The 18,914-nt window shown below is 66.7% G+C and carries 18 protein-coding genes; 7 read left to right on the forward strand and 11 right to left on the reverse strand.

What is annotated here, in order from left to right; translation table 11 throughout:
• Positions 1–51 precede the first annotated feature (51 nt).
• Both ACAG24_RS09220 and ACAG24_RS09225 read left to right on the forward strand, forming a co-directional pair.
• A complete protein-coding gene (locus ACAG24_RS09220) occupies positions 52–306 on the forward strand; it encodes a lipopolysaccharide assembly protein LapA domain-containing protein (RefSeq protein ID WP_370472136.1) in 255 nt (84 codons plus the stop codon).
• Between the two features lie 80 nt (positions 307–386).
• Complete coding sequence (locus tag ACAG24_RS09225; protein ID WP_370472135.1) at positions 387–1,397, forward strand: TerC family protein; 1,011 nt, start codon at positions 387–389, stop codon at positions 1,395–1,397.
• On the opposite strand, the gene nhaA is transcribed toward ACAG24_RS09225, so the two are convergent.
• Positions 1,391–2,617 (reverse strand): Na+/H+ antiporter NhaA, encoded by a 1,227-nt coding sequence (nhaA, locus tag ACAG24_RS09230; protein ID WP_370472134.1) that lies wholly within the window; start codon positions 2,615–2,617, stop codon positions 1,391–1,393. The two genes, ACAG24_RS09225 and nhaA, sit on opposite strands and share 7 nt — an antisense overlap.
• A 306-nt stretch (positions 2,618–2,923) precedes the next feature.
• Here nhaA and ACAG24_RS09235 point away from each other — a divergent pair, with 306 nt between their 5' ends.
• Positions 2,924–3,487: a TetR-like C-terminal domain-containing protein gene (locus ACAG24_RS09235; RefSeq protein ID WP_370472133.1), complete on the forward strand. Its 564-nt coding sequence runs from the start codon at positions 2,924–2,926 to the stop codon at positions 3,485–3,487.
• On the opposite strand, the gene ACAG24_RS09240 is transcribed toward ACAG24_RS09235, so the two are convergent.
• The 5 genes from ACAG24_RS09240 to ACAG24_RS09260 all read right to left on the reverse strand — a co-directional run bounded on the left by ACAG24_RS09240 (position 3,463) and on the right by ACAG24_RS09260 (position 7,114).
• Complete coding sequence (locus tag ACAG24_RS09240) at positions 3,463–4,116, reverse strand: HD domain-containing protein (protein WP_370472132.1); 654 nt, start codon at positions 4,114–4,116, stop codon at positions 3,463–3,465. The genes ACAG24_RS09235 and ACAG24_RS09240 overlap by 25 nt on opposite strands.
• Positions 4,117–4,184: 68 nt before the next feature.
• Positions 4,185–5,162: a GlxA family transcriptional regulator gene (locus ACAG24_RS09245; RefSeq protein WP_370472131.1), complete on the reverse strand. Its 978-nt coding sequence runs from the start codon at positions 5,160–5,162 to the stop codon at positions 4,185–4,187.
• 56 nt (positions 5,163–5,218) lie between these two features.
• Positions 5,219–5,530 (reverse strand): hypothetical protein, encoded by a 312-nt coding sequence (locus tag ACAG24_RS09250; RefSeq protein ID WP_370472130.1) that lies wholly within the window; start codon positions 5,528–5,530, stop codon positions 5,219–5,221.
• Positions 5,531–5,532: 2 nt separating this feature from the next.
• Positions 5,533–6,207 carry a DJ-1/PfpI family protein gene (locus tag ACAG24_RS09255; protein ID WP_370472129.1) on the reverse strand — a complete coding sequence of 225 codons (675 nt, stop codon included), beginning with the start codon at positions 6,205–6,207 and terminating at the stop codon, positions 5,533–5,535.
• A gap of 79 nt (positions 6,208–6,286) precedes the next feature.
• On the reverse strand, positions 6,287–7,114 hold the full coding sequence (locus ACAG24_RS09260; RefSeq protein ID WP_370472128.1) for a helix-turn-helix transcriptional regulator: 828 nt from the start codon (positions 7,112–7,114) through the stop codon (positions 6,287–6,289).
• Positions 7,115–7,192: 78 nt separating this feature from the next.
• Between ACAG24_RS09260 and ilvD the strand changes: the two genes are divergently transcribed.
• The 4 genes from ilvD to ACAG24_RS09280 all read left to right on the forward strand — a co-directional run bounded on the left by ilvD (position 7,193) and on the right by ACAG24_RS09280 (position 11,283).
• Complete coding sequence (gene ilvD / locus ACAG24_RS09265) at positions 7,193–9,037, forward strand: dihydroxy-acid dehydratase (RefSeq protein ID WP_370472127.1); 1,845 nt, start codon at positions 7,193–7,195, stop codon at positions 9,035–9,037.
• A 46-nt stretch (positions 9,038–9,083) separates the two neighbouring features.
• Positions 9,084–9,758 carry a haloacid dehalogenase type II gene (locus tag ACAG24_RS09270; protein WP_370472126.1) on the forward strand — a complete coding sequence of 225 codons (675 nt, stop codon included), beginning with the start codon at positions 9,084–9,086 and terminating at the stop codon, positions 9,756–9,758.
• Positions 9,759–10,026: 268 nt separating this feature from the next.
• Complete coding sequence (locus ACAG24_RS09275) at positions 10,027–10,632, forward strand: TetR/AcrR family transcriptional regulator (protein ID WP_370472125.1); 606 nt, start codon at positions 10,027–10,029, stop codon at positions 10,630–10,632.
• 72 nt (positions 10,633–10,704) lie between these two features.
• Positions 10,705–11,283 (forward strand): TetR/AcrR family transcriptional regulator, encoded by a 579-nt coding sequence (locus ACAG24_RS09280; protein WP_370472124.1) that lies wholly within the window; start codon positions 10,705–10,707, stop codon positions 11,281–11,283.
• Positions 11,284–11,456: 173 nt separating this feature from the next.
• Here ACAG24_RS09280 and ACAG24_RS09285 read toward each other — a convergent pair whose 3' ends face one another.
• The 5 genes from ACAG24_RS09285 to ACAG24_RS09305 form a co-directional block, all read right to left on the reverse strand.
• Positions 11,457–13,601, reverse strand: a complete 2,145-nt coding sequence (locus tag ACAG24_RS09285; RefSeq protein WP_370472123.1) for an EAL domain-containing protein — start codon at positions 13,599–13,601, stop codon at positions 11,457–11,459.
• 208 nt (positions 13,602–13,809) lie between these two features.
• Positions 13,810–14,778, reverse strand: a complete 969-nt coding sequence (locus tag ACAG24_RS09290) for a GGDEF domain-containing protein (RefSeq protein WP_370472122.1) — start codon at positions 14,776–14,778, stop codon at positions 13,810–13,812.
• A 77-nt stretch (positions 14,779–14,855) separates the two neighbouring features.
• Positions 14,856–15,353 carry a GyrI-like domain-containing protein gene (locus tag ACAG24_RS09295; protein ID WP_370472121.1) on the reverse strand — a complete coding sequence of 166 codons (498 nt, stop codon included), beginning with the start codon at positions 15,351–15,353 and terminating at the stop codon, positions 14,856–14,858.
• Between the two features lie 216 nt (positions 15,354–15,569).
• Complete coding sequence (locus ACAG24_RS09300) at positions 15,570–17,318, reverse strand: VanW family protein (RefSeq protein ID WP_370472120.1); 1,749 nt, start codon at positions 17,316–17,318, stop codon at positions 15,570–15,572.
• 327 nt (positions 17,319–17,645) lie between these two features.
• On the reverse strand, positions 17,646–18,875 hold the full coding sequence (locus ACAG24_RS09305) for an HNH endonuclease signature motif containing protein (RefSeq protein WP_370472119.1): 1,230 nt from the start codon (positions 18,873–18,875) through the stop codon (positions 17,646–17,648).
• Positions 18,876–18,914: the final 39 nt, after the last annotated feature.

Raw genomic sequence — 18,914 nt, forward strand, 5'->3', positions numbered from 1 at the left:
GCCCTCGGCACCACAACCGTTCACAGACAACACCTTTAGGAGACGACCCTCATGACCACCACCAATGCAGGAAACAAACCGGCGGTCGGCGGCTTCGCGACCAAGTTCGCCCTGGGCGTGGCGTTCCTCTTGATCGTCGCGTTGCTCATTTTCGTCCTACAGAACACCGTCCACACCCAGATCAACTTCATCGGCTGGAACTTCGATGTCGCACAGGGTGTTTCGCTTCTGGGCGCCGCTGCGGTCGGTGCACTGATCGCGCTGACCGTCAGCGCTGCGGTGCGCCTGCGTCGCGCGACCCGCTAGCACGTGTCGGGCACCGTTAATATCGGCTTCACAGGAAACCGACAGCCTGAGGAACCGCGACCACGAGGTGAACTGAACACATGCTCGAGATAAGTGCCCTGACATGGGGTGTGACCATCGGCGTCATCATCGCCCTTCTGGCGGTCGACCTGATCCTGGCCGCACTGCGACCGCACAAGGTCGGCTTCCGCGAGGCCACGGCGTGGTCGGTCTTCTACATCCTGGTCGCGATCGGGTTCGGCGTGTGGTTCGCGATGACCTACGGCGGCGACTTCGGCACCCAGTACTTCGCCGGTTACATCGTGGAGAAGAGTCTGTCGGTCGACAACCTCTTCGTGTTCGTCATCATCATGACCACCTTCGCGGTGCCCGAGGAGCATCAGCACAAGGTGCTGACGTTCGGCATCATCCTGGCGTTGATCATGCGGGCAATCTTCATCGCTCTGGGCGCGACGCTGATCTCGATGTTCTCGTTCATGTTCCTGCTGTTCGGCGCGCTGCTGATCTACACCGCGATCCAACTGTTTCGGCACCGCAACGAAGATCCCGACGTCGAGAACAACATCATGATCAGGGCCACCCGCAAGGTGCTGCCGATCAGTGACGACTACGACGGCGGCAAGCTTCTGACCCGCCGCGAAGGCGCGCGGATGGCGACCCCGCTGCTGGCGGTGTTGATCGCCATCGGCAGCGTCGACCTGCTGTTCGCGCTCGACTCGATCCCGGCGGTCTTCGGTGTCACCAGCGAGCCCTACATCGTCTTCACTGCGAACGCGTTCGCACTACTCGGGTTGCGTGCGCTGTTCTTCCTCGTGAAGGGCCTGCTGGACCGGCTGGTCTATCTGTCCACCGGCCTGTCGATCATCCTGGCGTTCATCGGCGTGAAGCTGATCCTGCACTGGGCTCATGTCGACATCAATCCGAGCATTCCCGAGATCAACACCTACGTGAGCCTGGCGGTCATCATCAGCATCCTGGTGATCGTCACCGTCGCGAGCCTCATCAAGACGCGCAACGACCCGTCGGCGAAAGCCCATCCGGGTTCGTTGCGCGCCTCGCGGCCGAAGGAGCGCCCTGACAGCGCTCACTGAGCGGCCTTGGCCTCCGCGCGACGCTTGTACGAAGCGTTCCGGATCCCGAGGATGACGGCGCCGCACACCGCCGAGATCAGCGATCCGGTCAGGACGCCGATGCGTACGTGGTCGGCCACGGTGCCGCCGTCGAAGGCGAGATCACCGATCAGCAGCGAGACGGTGAATCCGATACCGGCAAGCAACGCGACGCCGCAGACATCGACCGGATGCAGATCGGACGCTGAGCCGGTGAATCGCTTCGTCAGCAGGGTGATGCCGGCGATGCCGATGACCTTGCCGGCGACCAGTCCGGCGATGATTCCGAGGGTGACGGGCTGGGTCAGCGATTGCGCCAACCCCGAGAGTCCGCCCACAGTGACGCCGGCGGCGAGAAAAGCGAAGACCGGTACGGCGAAGCCCGCGGAGATCGGGCGAACGGCATGTTCATACCGCTCGCACCATTGCTCAGCGGGCACGACGAGCCCGAGTGCGACACCCGCGATCGTGGCGTGAATTCCCGCCTCGTGGACCAGCGCCCACGTGACGGCGCCGACCGGGATCAAGAGCCACCACTTCGTCGGCCAACGGCGGACCAACCAGGCGAACAGCGCCAGCGGAACCAGAGCCGCGAGCAGGGGTGCGAAGGACAGCGAACTTGTATAGACGACAGCGATGATCGTGATCGCGATCAGGTCGTCGACCACAGCCAACGTGAGCAGGAAGACTCGCAGGCTCGAGGGCAGATTACGTCCGATGACGGCGAGCACGGCCAGGGCGAACGCGATGTCTGTCGCGGCCGGAATTGCCCAGCCGTCAGCGGCATTGGAACCCGCGAGCGCGTTGACGCCGAGGTAGGCCAACGCGGGCATGATGATGCCGCAGACCGCGGCGACGATCGGAACCGACGCCTTTCGCAGGTCCCGCAGTTCACCCAGGACGAATTCGCGCTTCAGTTCCAGCGCCACCACGAAGAAGAAGATCGCCAGCAGACCGTCGGCAGCCCACGTCGCGAGCGAGAGATTGAGGTGCAGCGTCTCTGGGCCGATCGTCCAGGAGCGCAACGCGTGATATCCGTCCGACCACGCCGAGTTCGCCCACAGCAGCGCCCCCACCGCGGCCAGGAGAAGCAGCACGCCGCCCACCGCATCCTGGCGGAGCACGTCGCCGAATTGAGCTATCTTGCCTGTCTTACGCGTCGCCTCGTCGGAGGCAGGTGTCAGCGTCATATTGGAATCCATCAGGAACCTTTCGGGCACGTAGACAACAAACGTGCCGACCAGGCTTCCCGGCTCTCCGGGGCCAGGGTACCACGGCGCATGCGACTTCAAACGTCGACGTCGAGCCGTCGACCCCAGCTTATGCACTGTATCCCCCTGTCGCCCAACATCTTTCATCGCTCTCGCGGCCAACGGCATCTGCCGGTGACGCGCCTCCCAGGTATCCGGCGGCATATGTTGTCACGCCGCCGCCCCCGACAAAGAAGTGTTCGGAGCACCATCGCGCTATGGCATCGTTGAATCGGCACGTATTGCGAAGGGACCCCGATGACGGTTGAGCACTCACCCTCCGACGACGAACGGATCGTCGCCGCGGTGCACGACGAGGTCGCGCGCTGGGGGATCGATCGGTTCGACGTCGGCGCCATGGCGCATCGTCACGGCCTGGACATCGAGGCGATCCAGCAGCGCTGGCCCGATCCGGAGGGGCTGATCCTCGACGCCCTGGCGCATCGTCCGGGGGACAACGCTCCGCCGCCCGACACCGGGTCTCTGCAGACAGACCTGTGCGATCTGGCGATGCGGATGGCGGCGATGGTGACGTCCGACGCCGGTCGCAAGTTGCACGGCGGGCATCTCATCGGCGATACGCACGTCGCCAGTACGGAGGTGCGGAGATCCGCATGGCTGGCGCGCGCGGCGACGCTCGAGGAGGTCTTCCAGCGTGCGCGGCAACGCGGTGAGATGGCCGACGGCGTGGACTCTTTGACGGTGCTGGAACTGCTCTTCGCTCCGGTCAACATGCGCGCGCTGTACACCGGCATGCCCGTCGACGAGCAGTACTGCCGGACCGTCGCCGATCTGGTCTACCGCGCGGTTGCCGCGCGCTGATCGCCCCACGGGGACGCCGCGAGGACGTCCCAGAACGTGACGGCTGACCCGTTGATCGCTTCGTGGGCATGCGCCGGGAACGTGAACGGCGGCGCCTTCTGCGGGTTCGACCTGGTGCCCTCGGCGACCATGTCGAAGATCGCGTAGCCCAGGTCGTGGCGCGGCCAGGCGGCGTGAACGCGGTCCGCGAAGCCCGCCGAGAGCCGCGCCGCATCCATGCCGTTGATGTCCAAGCTGATCCCGTGGTGCACGACGGCGTGCTCGGTGCCGAAGCGATCGGCCAGGCCCACGCTGGTGTGCAGGGCGATCGCCTGCCATACCGTCGATGTCCGGTCGGCGGTCGCTCCGTGCTCATCCAAGAACCGCTTCGCGGCGTCGGCTCCGTCCACCTCGAATCGCTGGTCACCCTGACCGCGATCGGTGAGGCCGAGGTCATGCAGGACACAGCTCAGGTAGACGAGTTCGTCGTCGTAGTCGAGGCCGGCCCGTAAACCGTTCGCCGCGGCGAGCTCGCGCGCGAAGAGGTAGCTGCGGATGCAGTGGTTGGTCAAGACGGGTGGCGAGACGTCGACGACGAGTTGCCATGCGGCGGTGCAGATCTTGGTGTCAGGCAGATTCCAGGTGGTCATGGCTCAACAGTGCCTGGACCCCGGAGTCGCGACCAGTGGCCGGATGGTCAAGGTGCGCCGAGATCTGGTCAGGAAGCCGACGGATAGTCGGCCTCGCGTCCCCGAAAGGTGTTGCGGTACATCAACGGTGCCACGCCACTGAGGCGCCGGAACTGCTCTCTGAAGTTGGCCGCCGACGTGAAGCCGACGTCGCGACCGATCCGCTCGACGCCGAGTGACGTGCTTTCGAGCAACTCCTGAGCATGGCGGACCCGCACCCCCGTCACCCACTGCATCGGCGTCTGGCCGGTTTCGGCCTGGAACCGCCGGTTCAGCGTACGGATGCTCATCGCGGCACGTTCGGCAATCGCCGCGAGGGTGAGCTCTGTGTGCGCGTTCTGCTCGATCCATTCCAGGAGGTCGTCCAGCTCGGTGCGTTCGCCGATGGTGTTGGCGGGGAGCTGATTTCGGACGATGAACTGTGCTTGGCCGCCGCTGCGATGTACCGGAGCGACGGCGAGCTTCGCCGCGGCTGCTGCGATCGAAGCACCGTAGTCGCGGTGGACGATGTGCAGACACAAATCGAGGCCCGCCGACGCGCCGGCCGAGGTCAAGATCTGACCTTCGTCGACGTACAGGACGTCGGTGTCCAGATCGACGGCCGGAAATGCCGCCCGGAAGTGGTCCGCCGCCGCCCAGTGCGTGGTGGCGCGTCGTCCGTCCAGGAGCCCGGCCGCCGCCAGCGTGAACGCTCCCGTGCAGATCGATGCGATCTGGGTGCCCGCGTCATAGGCCGTGCGCAAGGCGGCGAGCACGTCGGGCGGAGTCTCGACGGTGACGTCGTGGCAGCCCGGCACGATGATGAGGTCGGCCTCGGGCAGGACGTCGAGGCCGTGGTCGGTGCCGATGCTCAACGGTCCCGCCGCCACCAGTGGTTCCGTCCCGCAGACCTGAACGGCATAGCCGTTTCCCCCGGTACGCAACGGAACTCGCTCGAAGACCTCGACTGCGAGGCTGAGGTCGTACGCGATCACGTCGGAGACCGCGAGGATGGCGACGGTGCGCATGGGGTGACTGTACAGCGCCCATGGCAAGATCTCGTTGCGAAGCCGCGATATTGACACTAGGCCCGGCGCCGGCCGGTCACGGCGGACTGCGGCAAGCGCCCTGCACGGGAATGACCGGTGAGCTCGTCGCCGTGAACGGTGACGTCGAACTCCAGCTTGAGCCGCATGGGTTTCGTCACGGTCTGCTTCCACGTAACCCGTTGACAGTCAGCGTCTTCAATGACGACGATGTCGGTCAGCGGCACGGTCTCCGACTTGCCGGACGCGGTCGCCGCGATCGCACCGTCCCGTGAGGCGAAGCGGTACACGATCTGCAGCGAGCCGACGGGTGTCTTGATCCGGACGTCCCAGTCGCCAAGAATGCCCACGCTCACACCGCCTGCGGCAGTCGGCCGCTGTTGGTCCACACGGTGCCGCGGCGCTCGTAGTCGAACATGGCCTCGACGGCCAGGGCGACGCGAGGACCGTAGCCGCGGTTGAGCAGATGCAACGCGAGGTCGAGACCCGACGTGACACCACCGGCGGTGACGAGGTCTCCGTCGTCGACGACCCTGGCGCGCACCGGAATCGCGCCCGTCGCGGCGAGCACGTCGACACCGAGGTGATGGGTGTTGGCGTGGCGGCCGTCCAGTAGGCCTGCCATCGCCAGGGCCAGCGATCCGCCGCAGACCGTCGCCACCGTGATCTCCGGATTGGCCATGGCTTCCCGTATCAGCGGCACCGCAGCGGTGTCACCGAACCGGGCGAGCAGCACGGGGATGGTGTCGACGCCGTCGTCCGGGTCGCCCTCGATCGGCCCGAGCGCGCCGGGCACGACGACGAAGCCGGGTTTGGTCGGATCGAGCTGACCCGTCGCCTGCAATACCAGGCCGCGCGTGCCGGGGTAGCCGCTCGCCCCTCCGGTGACCGGCCGCGGCCCTTCCGCGGACACGAGTTCGACGTGGAGCTCGCCTCCGACGGCGTCGCTACCGGCGACGAGGACCTCGTACGGGGCGACGACGTCGAGCGGGTCGAATCCGTCGAACAACACGATCTGCGCATCCATGCCGCCCATCGTGCTGCGGTTCGGCCGGCGTGGACAGCGACCATCGCGACAGGTTTCGCCGGGATCTTGCCAACCTGGGTTACCGCCGCATGAGCCCGCGAAGCCGCTCGGCCGCACCCGAACCCGGCACCGGAAGGTACGCCACGATCTGGATATTGGGTACGTCGACGGGGGCGACCTGGTGGTGTTCGAGCCGCAGCTCCCCCGCGACCGGATGCCGGAAAAGCCTCTCCCGCGACGTGAAGCGTTCGATGCTGGTGGCCTGCCACGCCTGTGCGAAGTGGGCACTCTCGGTCGAAAGACGTGACACCAGCGCGGTATACGACGGCTCCCCCACCCGCGTCCCGGCGTCGGCGCGGAACTCCGCGAGGAAGCGTCGGCTGTCGGTGTCCCAGTTCGGCAGCAGCTCGCGGATGGCCGGATCCATGAAGACGAGCCACAGCAGATTGCGGTCGGTGGCGGCCACGCGCTCGATGTTCGGGTACAGCGCGACGTAGGCGGCGTTCCAGGCGGCGATGCTCCAATCCGGTGCGAGCGCGAACGCGGGATAGCCTTCGAGCGCGTCGAGGAACCGCTGGATGTGCGCGGGCAGCGGACCGTCGGCCAGGGCCGGGTCGACGGCGTAACCGCCCAGCGCCAGCACGTACTCATGCTCGGCCGGTGAGAGGAGCAGCGCTCTTGCCACCGCGTCGAGCACCTGCTTGGACGGGTTGATGTCGCGACCCTGCTCCAGCCAGGTGTACCAGGTGACGCTCACCCCGGCCTGCACGGAGACCTCCTCCCGCCGCAGCCCGCTGGTGCGGGCGCGGGGTACGTCGGGCAGGCCGAGGTCGGAGCGGACAACCGCTTCGCGGCGCGCGCGCAGGAACTCGCCGAGGGCGAGCCGCTGCTGGGCGCGTTTGTCCATGTCGCCAAGGCTAGTACCGGCACTACCAGTATCAGCGCCGCCTTCCGGACCGCCGGGAATGGGACGAGCGTAGAGCCCATGCCCGAGTTGAGGTCTCGTACGGTCACGCATGGTCGGAACATGGCGGGGGCGCGCGCGCTGCTGCGCGCCGCGGGTGTGGACGGCGCCGACATCGGCAAGCCGATCATCGCCGTGGCGAACAGCTTCACCGAGTTCGTGCCGGGCCACACGCATCTGCAGCCGGTCGGGCGCATCGTGTCCGAGGCGATCAAGACCGCCGGCGGCGTGCCACGCGAGTTCAACACGATCGCCGTCGACGACGGCATCGCGATGGGCCACGGCGGCATGCTCTACTCACTGCCCTCGCGCGAGCTGATCGCCGACTCCGTCGAGTACATGGTCAACGCCCACTGCGCCGACGCGATGGTGTGTATCTCCAACTGCGACAAGATCACCCCCGGCATGCTGATGGCGGCGCTGCGACTGAACATCCCGACGGTGTTCGTCTCGGGCGGACCGATGGAGGGCGGCACCGCGGTGCTGGTCGACGGCACAGTGCGCACCCGGTTGAACCTGATCACCGCGATCGCCGACGCGGTCAACACCGAAGTGTCCGATCCGGACCTGGCGCGCATCGAGGAGTCGGCGTGCCCGACGTGCGGGTCGTGTTCGGGCATGTTCACGGCGAATTCGATGAACTGCCTGACGGAGGCTCTCGGCCTCGCGCTGCCGGGCAACGGTTCGGTGCTGGCGACGCACACCGCGCGGCGGGCGCTGTACGAGGACGCCGGCGCGACGGTGATGGACCTGTGCCGGCGCTACTACGACGAGGACGACGGTTCGGTGCTGCCGCGTGCCATCGCCAACCGGGACGCGTTCGACAACGCGATGGCGATGGACATCGCGATGGGCGGATCCACCAACACCATCCTGCATCTGCTGGCCGCGGCACGGGAAGCCGAACTCGACTACACGCTGGAGGACATCGAGAAGCGCAGCCGCGCGATCCCGTGCCTGTGCAAGGTGGCGCCCAACGGGCACTACCTGATGGAGGACGTGCACCGTGCCGGTGGCATCCCGGCGATCCTCGGTGAGCTGTGGCGGGGCGGGCACCTGCACGAGACCGTGCACTCGGTGCACTCGGCATCCTTGGCGGAGTGGTTGCGGCGCTGGGATATTCGCGGCGGAGCTGCCTCGGAGGAGGCGGTCGAGATGTTTCACGCCGCACCCGGTTGTGTGCGGTCGGCGTCGGCGTTCAGCCAGTCGGAGCGGTGGGACACGTTGGACACCGATGCCGAAGACGGATGCATTCGCGATGTGCGCCATGCTTATTCGGAGGACGGCGGATTGGCGGTGCTGCGCGGCAACCTGTCGGTGGACGGCTGCATCGTCAAGACCGCGGGCGTCGACGAGTCGATCCTGAAGTTCTCCGGGCCCGCCGTGGTCGTCGAGTCGCAGGAGGATGCAGTGGACGCGATCCTGGGCGGCAGGGTTCAGCCTGGCGACGTGGTCGTGGTGCGCTACGAGGGACCGAAAGGCGGCCCGGGGATGCAGGAAATGCTGTACCCCACCTCGTTTCTGAAGGGTCGTGGACTCGCGACGGTGTGCGCGCTGGTCACCGACGGCCGGTTCTCCGGCGGGTCGTCGGGATTGTCGATCGGCCACGTCTCCCCCGAAGCCGCCGCGGGCGGCACCATCGCGCTGGTCGAAGACGGCGATCTCATCACGATCGACATCCCGCACCGGATGATCCAGGTCGATGTCGCCGACGACGAACTCGACCGTCGCCGCGTAGCACTGGAGGCGGGCGGCGGGTATCGGCCACGCCACCGCGAGCGGGTGGTGTCGTCGGCGTTGAGAGCCTATGCGGCGCTGGCGCTCTCGGCAGACAAGGGCGCGGCGCGCGACGTCTCCGCGGTGTAATAAGTCCTTCTCGCGCACAGGGGCTCACCGCCGATAGCCTGTTTCTGTGAACCGAGTGCTCATCTTCGACGTCAACGAGACGCTGCTCGACATCGAGTCGCTGACACCGGTGTTCGAAGAGGCCTACGCGGATCCGACGGCGATGCGCGAATGGTTCGCCCAACTGGTGTTGTATTCGATGACCCTGACCGTGTCGAAGCAGTACGTCGACTTCTTCACCCTCGGCCGCGCCGTCGCGCAGATGCTGGCCGACATCCGCGGCGTCGACATCACCGAGGCTCACCTGGACCGGCTGGCCTCAGCCATGTCGCAGATGCCGGCACACCCCGACGTCGAAGACGGATTGCAGTCGCTACGTGCGCAGGGCTTCAGGCTCGTCACGCTGACCAACTCGCCGACGAATCCGCACCGGCCGAGCCCGCTCGACAACGCAGGACTCGGCGGCTACTTCGAGCGGCAGTTCAGCGTCGACCCGTGCCGGGCATTCAAACCCGATCCCGGGGTCTACCTCCAGGTCTGCCGCGAACTGGAGGTGCAGCCGGACGAATGCGTGATGGTGGCCGCGCACGTCTGGGACACGATCGGGGCTCAGGCGGCCGGCATGCGGGGCGCCCTGATCACCAGGCCAGGGAATGCGGTGCTGCAGGCCTCCGAGACCGTGCTGCCCCACGTCACCGCAACCGATCTCCAGGATCTGGCCCGCCAACTCGGCGACGCCTGACCGCGGGCACGCGGCCGGCCCCGGTGTCGCCCTCCCCAGCCGAAACACCAGAGACCGGCGCGCCTCCCCAGGCCCGCCCAACCCCTCGGTGTGCGTACCTTTCGACGGTTCTGCCGACCATAACCACGGTTATCGTACATAAACGACCGCGTTCTTGATGAACGAATGGGTTTCTCGAGATGGTCCGCAGGGTTAGCGCCCGGTGGCTCGAAAATCGCTGATGGGGTCGCCCTATACTTCGTGGCAGTACATGCAGAGGAGCCGCCGCATGGCCCAGCAGCTCGCGTCGGGGCGGCACGGTCTCAGTCGCGACGAAGTCGCCACCAACCAGAAGCAGCGGTTGTTCAAGGCGCTCGGCGAGGTGATGGGCACCAAGGGCTACAGCAACACCACGGTCGACGATCTGATCAAGCATGCCGGGGTGTCCCGCGCCACCTTCTACCAGCACTTCGATTCCAAGCTGGACTGTTTCATGGCCGGCTATGCGGGCATGCAGGGCTACGTCATCGCGGCAATCTTCGAAATACCCGCGACCGGCACACCGATGGAACGCTTCGCATCCATGCTGCATCGCTACCTCGGTTTCCTGGCCTTGGACCCGCCACGGGCGCGGCTGTACCTCCTCGAGGTCTACGCCGCCGGGCCCGACGCGATGCGCCGCCGGATGGAATTGCAGCAGGAGTTCGTGGACGGGGTGGCGAAGATCTTCAAGGCGCGCAGCAAAGCCGATCGCTTCGCGTGCCAGGCGCTTGTCGCCTCGATATCGATGCTCGTCACCACCGCGCTCGTCGACGCTGATCCCGAGGCGGTCCTCGCGTTAGAGAAGCCTGTCCTAAAGTTTGCCGAACGCGCGCTCGGTTCGTGCGCCATGTGACAAGTCACGTGTATTCCTTCTTCGCGCACAGGCTATTTGGCCATCGAGGCATTCATAGTTCACACTGGATCGATGTCAGAGCCAGTTCCCTCGCAGAGTCTGCGGGAGCGCAAGAAGGTGCATACGCGCCTGGCGATCCGCCGCGAGGCCTTCCGGCTCTTCGAGAAGCACGGCTACAGCAACACCACCATCGAGCAGATCGCCCACGCCGCCGACGTCTCGCCGCGCACGTTCTACCGCTACTTCGGTGTCAAAGAGGCGCTGCTGCTTTCTGACGACCAGATCTCCCCCATCGTGGAGGCTTTCGTCGCTGCGCCAAGCGAGATGACGATCGTGGAGGCGTACGCGTTCGCCGTCGGGAAAGTTTTCGGCGGCTTGACTCTCGAACAACGTGAGGACGCGATCGCCGGGCAGCGCATGCTGTACGACACCCCGGAGGCGTGCGGCATGCTCTACACCGCCTATGTCCGGATGATCGACCTGATCACCGAGGCGCTCACGGAGCGAACCGATGCGCCCGCAGAGGAAGCCGAACGACGTGTGATCGCCAGCGCGATCGTCGGAGTGCTGATCGGCGCCTCGCACAACACCCCACTGCCCGAGGCCGCGCTGCAGAGCGCGCTGAAGATCCTCGGCCGCCGCCTCTCCTGACTTCGCACCGCGAGCGCGCGTGTCTGCCCGCCGACACGCCGTGATCTTGCGTGCAAAAGCGCGCCCTCGGCAGCGACGAGGGCGCGGTTTCGGATCGTCAGAGGCGTCGTAGTGTTCGGCGACAACAACTTTCACTGGTATGGCGCGGAATGCCGCGCCGCGGTCACCGCCTGCTAGTGGCCGCGAGCGACGGGTGATCGGCGGCGGGCGGGCCGCTTCCGACGCCGCTGTTCGTACATGGCTTGGTCGGCCCGATCGAGGACGGCGTCGACGGACCGTCCGTCGCCGGGCTGATGCGACGCGTATCCGATCGTCAACGAGACCTGCACCTGGCTGCCGTCGGACAAAGTGACTGGCGTGCTGTCGAATTGGTCCTTGATCCTGTCGGCGAGCAGACCGAGCCCGTGGTCCTCGACGGAGTCGGTCACGATCAGAAATTCGTCTCCGCCCCACCGCGCCACGAGGTCGTCATCTTCGACGGAGGCGAGAAGTCGAGCCGCCACTTCGACGAGGAGCTGATCGCCGGCATGGTGACCGCGGAGGTCGTTGACCGCCTTGAAACGCTCGATGTCACAGAACAACACGCCGTAGCCGTCGTTGTTCGCGTGCAGCTCTTCGATCCGGTTCCACGCGGCGGAGCGGTTGGCGATCTCGGTGAGCGGGTCGGTCGCTGCCCGGCGTGCCAGCTCGGCCTCGCGGACGCGGTCCGCGGTGACATCCACGATCTGCGAGACGAAGCAGCGCGGCCGGTCGCGTGGGGCGTGTACCAGCACGACAGTCAGGGCGCACCAGACGATGTGGCCGTCGGCGGCGATGTAGCGCTTGTCCATCCGGTACGAGCGCCGCTTGCCTTCCAGGCATTCGTTGACGAACATCAGGTCCGAATCCAGGTCGTCGGGATGGGTGATGTCCTGAAAGGTCATGTTCGACAACGTTCGTCGGCTGTAGCCGAGCATGGCCCGCAGTGCGCGGTTGGTGCGCAGGAAGGTGCCGTCGAGTCCGACTACGGCCATTCCGATGGGCGAATGGGTCAGCGCCAGCTCGAATCGCCGCTCCCCCAGCAAGTCGACAGCGGCGGGCTGAAGCGGCTCGGCGGGCGTCGCGGTGACGGCGGCGGCGGGAAAACCATGGGTGTGCGAGGTCGGCCGGCTGAGGTAATAGCCTTGGGCCCAGGGTATTCCGGCCGCGCCGATGGCGTCGAGTTCTCCTTGGCTTTCCACGCCTTCGGCGATCACGGCTGCGCCGATCTGACCGGCGAATTCGGCGATGGCCTGAGCGAGGCGGCGGCGAGCGTCGTCGACGTCGATGTGACGGGTGATCGATTGGTCGATCTTGACGAACTCGGGACCGAGCTCCAAAACGTGTGAGAACGAGGCGAATCCGGCGCCGACATCATCGACGGCGACCCGGATTCCCATGGCCCTGCAGGATTCGAGGACGTCGTCGAGGGCGGCATAGTTGGGAACGGCGGTATGTTCGGTGATCTCCAGGACGATGCGTGCCGAGTCGACGTCGGCGAGGATCTCCGCCCACGGGACGACAAGAGCTGCGGCCGGCGAGATGTTGATGGCGATGAAGACATCATCGGGCAGTTGGGGCATCAACGAGACGACGCGGACGACGATGGCCGTTTCGAGTTCGATGCCGACGCCGAGCTGGGCCGCCTGTTCGAAGAAGGCGTCTGGGCGGAAGGGTTCGCAGGGGAAGCGGGCGAGTGCCTCGACACCGACGACCTTGCCCGCCGCGACGTCGTGGATTGCCTGGAAGACGACCTCGAAATCGTGCTCCATCACGACGCGTCGGATGGCCCTCCGCTGGTCGGCCGTGTCGGCGCTGCGCACCGGTGACTCGATGAGGGTGCCGATCAGTTCGGCGACCTGCCTGACGAGCTTGAGGTCGTCGTCGCCGAGGTAGGGCTTGGCCTCCTGGCTGACGACGCAGACCATTCCGGACGATGTGCCGACCGCGCCAAGCACCGGCACGCCGACATAGGCGCCGAGGTTGTATTCGCGGGTGATGGGGAGGACGGCGGTGGTCCGGTTCGAGGACGTGTCGGGGATGACGGCGGGCAGTCGGCCGTCAATGACGCGGACGCAGTAGGTCTCGGAGAGCGGTGAACGCTGTCCGGGCGCGAGGCCCATGTTGTCGGTGTTGCCGTCGAGGACTTCGATGACCTGGGCGCCGTCGGTGAACGACGACAGCCAGGCGGCGTCCAGCCCGAGGCGCTGGCGCAGCACGCTCAGCAGCGTGCGTACCAGGTCAGCGGGGATTTCTGCTTGGTCATCCACAAGGCGCCCGCCCGCCTCATCGACCCACATAGCAAAACCATAAACCCGGTTATCACCGGCTCGCTGTGCAATGGGGGCACCGATGTGGTTACGAAGTTCTAAGACAAGATCGGCAATTCAGCCTGCATCAATCTGTTTCAGTGGGGCTCGGCTGCGCGACAGAACGGGCACGGACGTCGCCGAGCGGCCGTCGGCCGGGGCAAATGCCTGTCAGGCTTGGTCCTCACGATGGAGAGAATCATCCGCTGCGACCGCCTCCTTTGGCGGCGTAGAGCGCGGCGTCGGCACGGTTCCACAGCTCCGCGAGGTCGGCGGTGCCGCCAGGCTGGGCCGCAGTGCCGATGCTGGCGTCGGGCGCGAGCTCCTTCGCCGCGCGGACGAACCGGTCGACGATCGCCGTGTCGCGCGTCGCGATACAGGCGGCGAATTCGTCACCGCCCAGCCGCGCCAGGAGCGCCCCTTTGGGGAGCACGGAGGCCCACCGTTCGGCGCGCTCGACGAGGTGCGCATCGCCGGCAGTGTGGCCGTAGGTGTCGTTGATCGACTTGAAGGCGTCGAGGTCGATCGCGATGACCGTGACGGCGGTCGCCGCGGACCGAGACCGCGCCAGGAGGTCGGCGCATGCGATGTCCCAGCCGGCTCGGTTGAGCAGCCCGGTCAGTGGGTCGGTGCATGCTGCGGCCATCAGGCCACGGGCGACGAGGCCGAAGGCCTCCGCCGCACCAATGATGGCGATGGGCACGATGAAGTAGGTCGTCGCCGCCTTCGGAGCCGGTGCCACCGCGAGGGCGACCGTGCAGGCTGCTGTCAGCGAAAGGATCAGCGCCCAGGCAATTTTCGGCCTGTAGAAAGCGCGCAGATGCATGGCGAGGAACATCGCGGCCATCAGGCAGGAATACTCGGCGACGATCAGCCGATGAAACGCCATCACCGCGGGTGTCGCGATGATCGCGGCGAGAATGGCGGGGAGCGGCCGGTTGGGTTGGCGCGCAAGGTAAACGAGTGCGGCGATACCCAGTACGACGGCGACGATGCCGCCGATGGGGTTGGCCAGCGTCGCGTTCTCGCGAACGGGGAACAGTGTGAAGGCCACGCCGGTGGCGTAGAGCGCGGTGGTGGCGATCAGATAGATCTGCAGCGGACGGATCTGGGCGACCAGCATCCGGCGTCGACCGGGGCGCCCGCCGACGGGACTGAGCGGGTACACGCCGCTAGCTCTTCAGGGTGAAGCCGAACACCTCATGAGCATCCCAGAAGTGCAGTCGGTACGCGGCGGGGCCCCGCTCAGTCGGCAAGCTTGAACCCCAGCACCGTCACCCACTGGGCGGGGTCGGGCTCGGTCGCGGGTCCGGTCTCGAAGATCTCGACGCGGCCGGCCCATTCCTCGCCGTCGTCACTCGAGGTCGAATCCCAGCGCAGGTCCTGACCAGATGCCCAATCGAGCAGCCGCGCCGTGGCGTCCATCAGCCCGTCGAAGTGGCCGCGATGGGTGGCGACGGCGTAGCGCCCGCCGGGCAGCGTGTCGGTGGAAACCGCATCGTCTTCGGGTAGCGGCGTTGCGATCGGAACGCAGGCCTCGATGTGCAGTTCGCGGTCCATGTCGATGACGCGGTAGCGCAGAAAGGGCGCACCGGTGGGCTCGAGCCCGTGGCGCAGGACGGCGTCGAATACCTCGGGGAAGCGGTCGGCGATGGCGCTGACCTGGTCCATGGTGACGGCGCCGCCGACGAAGGCGTACAGCTGGGGCTCGCGATTCTCGATGGTCGGTTGTTCAGTCGTCATACGTGTGTTGACCGTGGGGGTACTCGAAAGTCATCACGGCGTGAAGTCCGCAAGGAAGCACACTGGAACGACCGCGCCGCGAGCCACACAAGCGTTCACGGCATCAACGAAGCTGACACCTATTGGGCAGTCCATGCGAAGGTGGAGAACCGCGAGAGCGCGTAACTTTCGGCGGGTTCGATCGTGCGGTACCGGCGGACGCTACTCAAATAGCGCTCAGCCGCCGCAAACCACTTTGGGAATCGGGTCGTAGCGCACGGTATGGGATTCCGTCCGCGTCTCCCCGGTCGCGATGTCTGTCAGCGTGCGGGTGTCGGTGATCGTGAAACCGGGCGCACCACCGCTGGCACTGCACGATTCACCGTCGGGGATGGTGATGGTGCGCGGACTGGTCGGCGCGGACCGCGGACTCTGCGCCGAGGACACCTCATAGCGTTTGATCCCCACCAGGCGGACGGTGACCGATCCCGACGTCCACACCGTCTGGATTTGCACCGGCGTGGTTCCGTCGTTGCGGAACTTGACGTCGATGACGTCCCCGAAGACAGTGGCCTCGCGGCCCGCCGGATACCGGCTGATGTAGTAGCTATGCTCCTGGTGCTCAACAAGTTCCATGCCGGCAAAGTACGCGGCGTTGAACAGCGTGGTGGCCACCTGGGACACGCCGCCGCCGACACCGCTGTCGGGTCGCCCGTCGAGGATGATGCCGGCCTCGACGTACCCGTTGGCCGCGTTGCGCGGATTGGTGGCGCCGTTGAGGCTGAACGTCTCCCCCGGCGCGACGACGACGCCGTCGATCGCCCCGGCGGCGCGTCTGATGTTCACGCCCGAGTCGCCCGAGAAGCCCGACGTCTGGAACTCACCGATGACCTCTACGGGCCCGAGCGCGTCGAGCTCCGCGGTAGTGAAGGTCGCCGGCTCGTCGACGTAGACGGCGGCGATGTCGCGCTCGTCGCTGCTCGTGAGCGCGTCCATCAGGTCGGCGAACGTGGCGTCATAGTCGATGCGTCGGCCGTCCTGGGACGGCACCTTCGCCGGCGGCGACGCCCCGAAGTCGATGGTGGCGTTGCGCAGCGGCGTGTCGGACGTGGCGAGCTGGGGCCGGGCAGCGTCGGTGACGACGTTCTCGTCGACGGTGGCCACGATGTCGCCGTCCTCGACGTCGAAGGACAGCGCCGCGACGATCACGTCCTCGGAGATGACGGCTTGGGCGTCGTCGTCGCCGTCGATGACCAGAGGTGCGGAGACGGCCGGCGAGGCGATGTCGTCGATCGCGGCCTGCACGTCGGAAGTGGTTGTGCTGGGCCGCAGTTCGAGGATAGGGAGGTCAATGGTGCTGCCGGAGGCCCAGTCTCGTTTGAGAAGTGCTTGGGACGCGTCGACGTCGAGTTGGCGGCCGTTCTGCGGGTTGACGCCGACGGGCTCGCGGCCGTCGAAGCGTACCGACCCTTCGACAGGGTCCTTCGCGATGGCGGCGCCGAGCTGGTCGAGGGCGGCGGTGAGTGCGGCGTCGTCGGCGGTGGACACGACGCCGATCTCGCGGGTGGTGAACAGCGATGTGATTCGGGTGATCGGGTTCAGCGGCTGGTCGCCGGCCTGCGCGACGGTGGCGGCCCAGTCGACCGAGAGGCCCGCCGCGGTCGGGTCGATCTCGCCGCCCTCGTCGCCGAGCGTAACGGAGACGGGCTGGGTCGCGCGGGGCGTGACGTCGGCGCGGAGGCGATCCTCGGCGTCGCTGAGTTTCATCCCGCCGATCGGCACGCCGGCCGCGGTGACGCCGCGCGGTACGCGATCGGAGCTGAGGAGCAGATCGCCGAGGTAGACGCTCGCGAGCAGCGCAAACGGCGCGGTCAGCAGGAACCACAGGAGGCGGAATCGCCGGGGCTTGGAATGCCTGGTACCGGGGATGACCTGGGGGTGCGCTTTGCCGCCCGGGGGTCCCGGGGTGTGCCCTTCGAACGGCATTCGACTTCGTACCTCGCTGGCTTGCTCCGCGCGTCAGCAAACACGCCGTAAGCCAGCTTATCGACTGACGGCGATTCGTGCCGTGGGGCGATCTAGACGGTGCCGGCGGCCGCCACCCATCGTCGATCACAGCAGTGTGTGCTTGGGTGGTCAAACGGGTGTCCGTGTCGCATTCGAGTCGCGCCGTCCGGCCACCTGGACAATCTCGCTCGGCACTGACGTCGCGCCGCGAATGCCTGCCCGCACCAAACAGATTGATGGCAGACGAAATCCGAAGAACGGCAGCCGGCGGGCCGTCGTCGCGGCGAGCGAGAACTTTTGTCGCAGCTAGTTATTGGTCGGTGGTGGTGGTTGGAAGGGTGTGTACCACCGCCAGTAGGCGCGTTCGCCCAGTGGCCCTCGACAGGGCTCGACAACGGGTGCCGGCTCGGTGGGCGGCCGGGCCAGCGGACCGTGGGTCAGGACATCGCCGTCGCTGTCAGTGACCACGAGGGTATCGGCGGTCCCGGTGATCGTGATTCCGCCGCGGTGATGTTCGCGATGGTGTTGTGGGCACACCAGCACCAGATTCCACAGCTCCGTGGGGCCGCCGTCTTCCCAGTGCTGAATGTGGTGGGCGTGCAAACCGCGGGTGGCGCCGCAGCCCGGCACGACGCAGCAGCGGTCACGGTGTTCCAGGGCGCGACGTAGCCTGCGGCTGATCGTGCGAGTGGTCCGCCCCGCTCCGATCAGCTGACCGTGGCGCTCCAACCACACCTCGCAGGTCGCGTCGCACAGCAGCAAGCGGCGATCAGCGTCCGAGAGCACCGGACCCAAATGCAGAGCAGCGGAATGCTTTTCCGGGTCGAGGTGCACGACCACTGTGGTGTGCGCCCCGTGTGGCCGGCGGGCCACATCGCTGTCCCATCCGGCCTCGACGAGGCTCATCAACGCGTCGACCCGGTTCGGAAATGGCGGCGCCTGATCTCCTGTGGCCTCGCCGTGGTCACGCGTCCACTCGGCACTCACCTTGTCATGGTGCGATTGCACTGCGGCGTCAAACTTCGCGGCCTCCACCCGCGGTAGCCGAATGCGGTAGGTGGTGTGCTCACCGTCCTCAGTCCTGATGAACTCGCGCCGCGGTTCGGGCTTCGACTCGGACTCAGGCTGGGGTTCAAGTTTGACCGCGGTCCGCAACTGGGCGACCGTTGCGACCGCGGCTAATTGGGCATAGTGCGCGTCGGATCCGTCGGCTGCCCGCTCCGCGATGACACCCACTTGGTCCAGCGACAGCCGTCCCTCGCGCATCCCCTGCACACAGCGCGGGAACGCATCGAGGCGGCGCGCGATCGCGACGACGGACTCCGCATTGCGCGGCGCCACGCCGGTCTTCCACGCCATCAACGCCGACACCGAACGCGCGCCGGTCACGCCGGCCAATTCATCCCGGTCGATCTCGGCAGCGATCTCCACAATCCGACCGTCGATAGCATTGCGCTGCCCCGTCAACTCCGCCAGTTCGGCGAACAACAGCTCAAGACGCTCCTTCGGAGCCAAAGAGGTTGCCGTCGCGGACATAACGCCATTCTGCCGAAGGGGTCCGACAAGAAGGGGCTA

The organism is Mycobacterium bulgaricum (genome assembly GCF_041287165.2).
Classification (GTDB): domain Bacteria; phylum Actinomycetota; class Actinomycetes; order Mycobacteriales; family Mycobacteriaceae; genus Mycobacterium; species Mycobacterium bulgaricum.